This window comes from Serratia sp. Je.1.23.a (assembly GCF_051129805.1).
GTDB lineage: Bacteria > Pseudomonadota > Gammaproteobacteria > Enterobacterales > Enterobacteriaceae > Serratia > Serratia liquefaciens.
Map to the genome: position 1 here is coordinate 37,985 of NZ_JBCPSR010000013.1, position 6,763 is coordinate 44,747.

A 6,763-nucleotide genomic window follows, 5' to 3' on the forward strand; every position below is an offset into this window, starting at 1 on the left:
GCCACTACAAAGAACACTATCCGGGCAACAGAGCCACAAATTCCGCAGGTAAACAGCGGTTCTCCTGTCAGAGACCATAGCAGTACATCTTTGCCTATGCAGGTTGCGGCTACATGTCTGAAAGACATCCCCACGAGGTTACTGTTCGATAAATAAAAATGACAGAATACTGCGCTTTGATTACGCTGACAGTTATGAAACAACAAAATGCTTCCTCATTAAACAACGCACAAATTTGCTAGTCCTGCGGCCTCGTCAGCGCACTGAAAAATCCGTGGCCTGTTTCACACCTGCTCACATCGAGAATGCGTATCAGTGGCTGACTCGTCAGCGCAGTCATTATCCCGATAACGCCGACATATGGGACCTACGCTTTCGCTGGCCGCAGGCGCAAGAGCGCATCCTCAGCGCCGTTAATACCCGGACATATGTCCTGTCTCCGTTACAGATTGTGAAAAAGGCTTCAGGTGAGTCCGTAGCTCTCTGGTCTTCATCCGATGCCTTGGTCCTGAAGATGCTCACCGAGATGCTGGAAACGCAGTTGCCGGTGCATCCGCTCTGTGAGCACGTCCGAGGCCACGGCGGCGGGCGGCAGAGCGCCATTCGCGTCGACCGGCACCTCCGTGCGCGTCGAACGCCTTTTGTGTTTCGCACAGATATCAAAGGCTATTACGCCAACATTGACAAAACCCGGCTGTACGACCAACTCTGCCGACACGTCAGTCACCCAGTACTGCTTAACCTCCTCTGGCAGTTCCTAAACTACAGCGTGGAGCAGGGTGGGAACTTCCACACCCCGCGCAGAGGGATCAGCCGGGGTGCTGCCCTGAGTCCGCTACTGGCCGCCTTTCACCTGTATGAGACAGACCTCCACTTTGAAAAACATCAACCGCGTGTCCGCTACGCTCGCTACATGGACGATTTCCTTATCCTGGCACCGACTCGCTGGCTGTTGCGGTGGGCAGTGCGTGACCTGAAACGGCTGATGGCGGAATACGGCTTCACCCTTCATCCGGACAAAACGCAGTTGGGTTACACCGCCCAAGGATTTGATTGGATGGGATTATGGTTTAAGACAGGCGGGATGCGGACCATCGCACCCCGCGCCGTGAGTAAGCACCGCCAGCAGTGCCGCCGGCTTTATGAGCAAATCCGGAACCTGAGTCCGCACGATCAGGCAGCTCGGATGGCGCAGTACCGCAGACGGTGGGTCCGGGCTCTGGTACCGCCCGGACCGAGTTTTGCCGTTGGTCGGTTTATTTTGCCCATGCCACCCAGAATGACGGCTGTTAGCCTTTTGTGTGGCACGTCCTGGGCGCATGCTAACCATATGCGTCCCGCGGTTATTCGGCAGTTCCTCCGTGTAGTCAAGTGCTAGAACTAACTCGGGGAATCGCCTGGGTCTACGGCGGCTATAAATCCTTAACTATGGCTACAAAATGTCGCCCGTAAAACGAGAACCGGCTGTGTTCGGAATTCTCGTCTATCGCGTTAATGCCAAAACTTTCGCGAGGTACTAACAACCTATGCCGACCGCCGGGCACCGTCGCTAACCAATATCCGGCCCCGTCGCTGCTCATCAGCGGTCCCTTGTCCGATATTAACTGCCATCCGCCGTCGTATTTGCTTAGATTTCCCCACTCGTTTACTAGTGTCTTTACAATGCGCACACCGTGGGCTGCTAAAAAATCGGAAATGCCTGGCATCCGACCGTGGCCGGACGCCAGTGCCTCAGCTTCCGCATATGTCATAATCGTGTTCTCCTCGTTAGTGAACCATTTCTTCAGTTTGAATTTATACTCGATATAGCTACTGCCCCCTTCTTTTCGCTTCCCGGTAATTGTCACTTCGTTACCGTCGCCCTGACCTGTGAAGGTGACTACACCATCCGTTACCTTCACCCAGGCGGCTGAAGACTCCCAATTATAATCGCTGGCTTTACCATCATTGAGCACCAGGGTAAATTGCGCCCCTCTGAAACCCGTGGTCGGGAAACCCGCGTCATGTGCAAACGTATAACCATTAACACTAACCTCCTTCGGAAAGACGAAGATACTGATTTCCGGACCATCAACTGGAACACCAGGCAACTTAGGGGGCGCGGCACCTATCGGCGTGATTGTCAGTCGAACCTGGTACCCCGCATAGTCCACGCCCGGTACCCAATCCAGCACCTTCGCATCAGTAGATTGTGGTGCCTTCCAGTCACCGGAAGTCCCATATCTGTACTTCCATTGGTAAGTGGATACATCAGCACCCGTACCGTTGGCGACAAAGGCATAACTCACCCCCAGGGATTTGCCAGCCTCAACCGTCGTCGAAGTGGCTTTCACATCCTTAACTTCAGCTGCGGCGAAGATATAATACTTGGCTGACTCCTTCTTATTCTCATCAGCCCATCCGGGTAATTGCAGGCTTGCCTTATTTTCATCGCTGTGAACACCTGCCTTATAGACACCAGAGTAATGCCCTGGCTCCGACTCACTCCAGGTGCCTTCTTCACTATTAGGCACTTTAACACTGGTTGACATTATTTCTTTCAGACCTGTTACTGACTTATCATCTTTATCCTTGAGGACAACGTTAACGGTCATATCCGCACCGGCACGATAAGCATTCTGATCCAGGGTAAACGTCGATTTATCACTTACCGCAGGAGTAGCCACACTAAGCGACAACTCAACCATCACAGGGAACGGCCCTTTTTTATCGTGCGAAGTGCCTAACCCAAGAATGTGGATATCGCCACCCGCTTTCTGTGTAAGATGTAACACCCCATCGAGAGTAAACGCCTTAACGATGCTATCCCAAAGTGTTTTGTCATCACTTCCTTTTATGAACGCATAAAATGTCTCCCCCTCAGGAATTCCTTTCGGTTTTTTTTTCAATTCCTCTTGCAGCTTTTCTTTCAGGTTGATTTTTTCAGCCAGCTGCGGCAACACACTGATAGCAGGGAGCGTTCTTATCTTTCCATTGCTCCGCTGTTTATAGGCATTAACCAGTGCTTGTGAAATCTGCGCTTCCACCTCGCCATCCGCTTTATAATCATCTTTAGCGCCACTGTCGGTTCCTCTGACGGCTCTCTCTAACGCCGTCAGGGATACTTCTTTAAGGGTCTCTTTGATTTTTGTGACACCCTCAGCTGTAATCGCCAAACCTTTGTCGGTCGATGTGATGTAGTTGTTTTTTTCTTCCGTATTGACGTTAACTTTCAGGGCACCTTTCTCATCAAAGGCCAGGCCTGAGGTTTGAGACAAGTTTACCGCCAGCTTATTCCCCTCCACCGTCAATCCTGACTTTGGACCGAGTGCCACGGTCACACCACCCTTATCCGCTTTTATCCCCGCACCTGCCTTAATATGCAGCCCGTTATCGTCAACGGCCAGCCCACTGTCTTGATGCAGCCTCAGCGCCACGCCCTTCTCTGTCGCCGCCAGCGCATTGCCATCCACCTTGACCGAGACACCTTCTTTATTGACCAAGACACCACCGGCAGGAGTAGGAAGGATAGCGAGTTTGCCATCGACATACTTCAAGCCATCCCCTAAGTGCAGGGCAGTCGCATCCTCTTCAGTTGCTCCCAGAACCCTCCCCCCAACAGCAGCTAAGTCAATGAGGTTTCCATAATCTTGCTCATTGGGAATGGCGCCTTCTTTAAAGGCATTTTTCAGTTCTGTGATATTTATCTTTTTATTGTTTCTTTCAGTATCAGCCATGAGCTCGCCTCTTATTTCGAATTTTTGGTTATGTTTGCCTAATACATCACTTATCGGAACCGCCGGACTATCGTCCAGAAATCATTTTCGGCAAACAGACAGAGATAACACGTTTAGAGTGAATAACATCAAGCGGGACGCGGCATCGCAATGATTACTTTCTTCACTTGCTCTTTGTCACGTTTATTTTCGGATTAATTACTTTCACGACAGTGACATCACTGCGATTAATCATATCAGCAAAAAAACAATCTATTTACCCATGCAGCCTTATACCGGACACACTCAAAACACCATTACATGCAGCAGGAAATTAAAAACAATAAACACATTTAACAAAAAAATCATATCGAGTAATGCGGATGCTTAGTAGCTTCCATCCATAAACACCCGCTTACTCAATCGACATCCACGTACAAATTTTAATCAGACAAATAAAACCACCAAATCGCAAAGATCGGCAAATACATCATAAAACAGCTCACCCCTTAATATCGCAGGAGGTAGCACCACTATATAAGTAGTGTCTTTTCTCACTCTCATTCCCAAAGCGGTCCCTAAAATATAAAGACACAGAGCCAGTATCACCCCCAATTACACTATTAAGACCCCCGTTTTTAGCGTTACCCATGTCACTCCTCTCCATGTATATAGAAACCCCATTCTTAGGGAGTTTTTCGGTGCGCCACTTCGCTTCCAACCGCGTTTGGCGAGAAGGCGGCCACATGCTAACCTTATAAAAGCACGCTATCCATGTAATATCTGGCTTGGAAAGGGTGTAGACCTCCACCTCATTACTGTGAACGATATCACCAGATGCAGCAGAATTAGCCCCCCCCTTGGGAGTGACACTCAAGCGAACCGAATACCCTGCATAGCTGGCGTCTGGCGTCCACTCCTTCTTTTTGGCCGCAGGAGTATTCGGCACCTTCCAGCGCCCTCCCTCCAAGTACTCCCACTGGTAAGTGGATACATCACTTCCAGCACCATTCGGATTATAGTTATAACCCGTCACATCAATCGGCTTATCGGCCAGCGATATGCTGGGCAGATTCACAGTGACTATCGGCAGGCTTAATTTATAGATATCTACCGGATTACTGCAGGCTTTTTCACCGGTCAATCCAGAAGCATGAGCGCTATCTCCTCGCGGTGTGGCGCACAGCCGAACCTGATACCCTGCATAACTGGCATCAGGTGTCCATTTCCTCTGCTTAGCCGCCTGAGCATCCGGCACATGCCAGCGCCCCCCCTCCAAGTACTCCCACTGGTAAGTGGATGCGTCATTCCCAGAGCCATTCGAAATAAACCTGTACGTTACATCAAGTTCTTTGTCGACCGGGGACGAAGCTGGAGCGCTCAAACCCGTAATTTTCGGAGCACTATAGATGTACACCACCCCAGAATGGACGTCATTGCCAGTAATCAGAGGATATCTCTTCCCTCTCGGTGTGATCCTAAGGAGAACAGAGTACCCCACATAGCCACTATCCGGCGTCCACCTCTTTTCCTTGGCCTTTGGATCATTCGGTACCTTCCATTCATCATTCTCCCAGTACTCCCATTGATAAATGGAGCCATCGTCACCAGTACCATTCGAAACAAAGGTGTAGCTCACATCAAGAGCCTTGCCAGCTAGGGACGAATCGGGGAGACGTGTTACATCCCGCACCTCTGGGGTACCAGCAATCGTGATCAGGTCAGACCCAGCAACACAAACCTCACTCCCCTTGATGCTTTGCTCCTTACCCTTAGGGGTAACACAGGCGCGAACAACATCTCCTGCGTCATCACTTCCCGGGGTATAGACATTCCCATCGAACTTGCTGTTACTAGTAAATAGCTTCCACTCGCCATTGCTGTTCCGCCACTGCCACTTGACCGTTGAGTCATCAGCGCCCGTACCGTTCGCCACAAAACCGTACTCGGCCTGCAATTTCTGACCAACCTGACCACTTCCCTTGATGGTGACCTTATTATCCTTCACTGCCGGAGCCGCGAAGATACTGATTTCCGGGCCATCAGCTGGAACACCAGGCAGCTCAGGGTGCAACGCACCTTTCGGCGTTATCGTCAGTCGAACCTGGTACCCCGCATAGGTCGCATCAGGCTTCCAATCCTGCTTCTTCGCATCTGCAGATTGTGGCGTCGTCCAGTCACCGGAAGTCCCTTGTCTGTACTTCCACTGGTAAGTGGATGCATCAGTGCCCGTGCCGTTGGTGACAAAGGCATAACTCACCCCCAGGGATTTGCCGGCCTCAACCGTCGTCGAAGTGGCTTTCACGTCCTTCACTGCCGGAGCCGCGAAGATACTGTAGACCGCCGGACTGGCCGTGGCGCCAGTGAGCGTCAGCGTCGCCTGCAGGCCCGTGCCCGCCTGGTCTGCCGTGTAGGTCGCCGTGTAGTTGCCGGCCTGCTCGCGCCACTCACCTTTCAGTGTCGCATGCTGCACCGCCACCGCGTCCATCAGGCTTGACGCCTGACCGCCGACCGCGTTGCCCTGTGCATCCTTCAACGTCACCGTCACCTGGATGTCACTGCCCGACACGTAGCTGTCTTTGTCGACCGCCAACGTCGCCGCACTCACCGCGCCCGCCGTGATGGCATAGACCGCCGGACTGGCCGTGGCGCCACTGAGCGTCAGCGTCGCCTGCAGGCCCGTGCCCGCCTGGTCTGCCGTGTAGGTCGCCGTGTAGTTGCCGGCCTGCTCGCGCCACTCACCTTTCAGTGTCGCATGCTGCACCGCCACCGCGTCCGTCAGGCTTGACGCCTGACCGCCGACCGCGTTGCCCTGTGCATCCTTCAACGTCACCGTCACCTGGATGTCACTGCCCGACACGTAGCTGTCTTTGTCGACCGCCAACGTCGCCGCACTCACCGCGCCCGCCGTGATGGCATAGACCGCCGGACTGGCCGTGGCGCCACTGAGCGTCAGCGTCGCCTGCAGGCCCGTGCCCGCCTGGTCTGCCGTGTAGGTCGCCGTGTAGTTGCCGGCCTGCTCGCGCCACTCACCTTTCAGTGTCGCATGCTGCACCGCCACCGCGTCC

General features: G+C 52.8%; 2 protein-coding genes and 1 pseudogene. 1 reads left to right on the forward strand and 2 read right to left on the reverse strand.

Going from position 1 to position 6,763, the window contains the following annotated elements; genetic code table 11:
• Positions 1-274: 274 nt before the first annotated feature.
• The gene (locus AAZT04_RS25470; RefSeq protein WP_434682279.1) at positions 275-1,378 is read left to right on the forward strand and encodes a reverse transcriptase domain-containing protein; all 1,104 of its coding nucleotides are present in this window, start codon (positions 275-277) and stop codon (positions 1,376-1,378) included.
• Positions 1,379-1,412: 34 nt separating this feature from the next.
• Here AAZT04_RS25470 and AAZT04_RS25475 read toward each other — a convergent pair whose 3' ends face one another.
• The gene (locus AAZT04_RS25475; protein ID WP_434682281.1) at positions 1,413-3,716 is read right to left on the reverse strand and encodes a hypothetical protein; all 2,304 of its coding nucleotides are present in this window, start codon (positions 3,714-3,716) and stop codon (positions 1,413-1,415) included.
• A 481-nt stretch (positions 3,717-4,197) separates the two neighbouring features.
• Positions 4,198-6,763, reverse strand: a pseudogene (locus AAZT04_RS25480) (hypothetical protein); the annotation flags it as partial.

Bases quoted from the DNA above. Each gene is read 5' to 3' on its own strand.
- AAZT04_RS25475 (WP_434682281.1), bottom strand. From the start codon at position 3,716: ATGGCTGATACTGAAAGAAACAATAAAAAGATAAATATCACAGAACTG.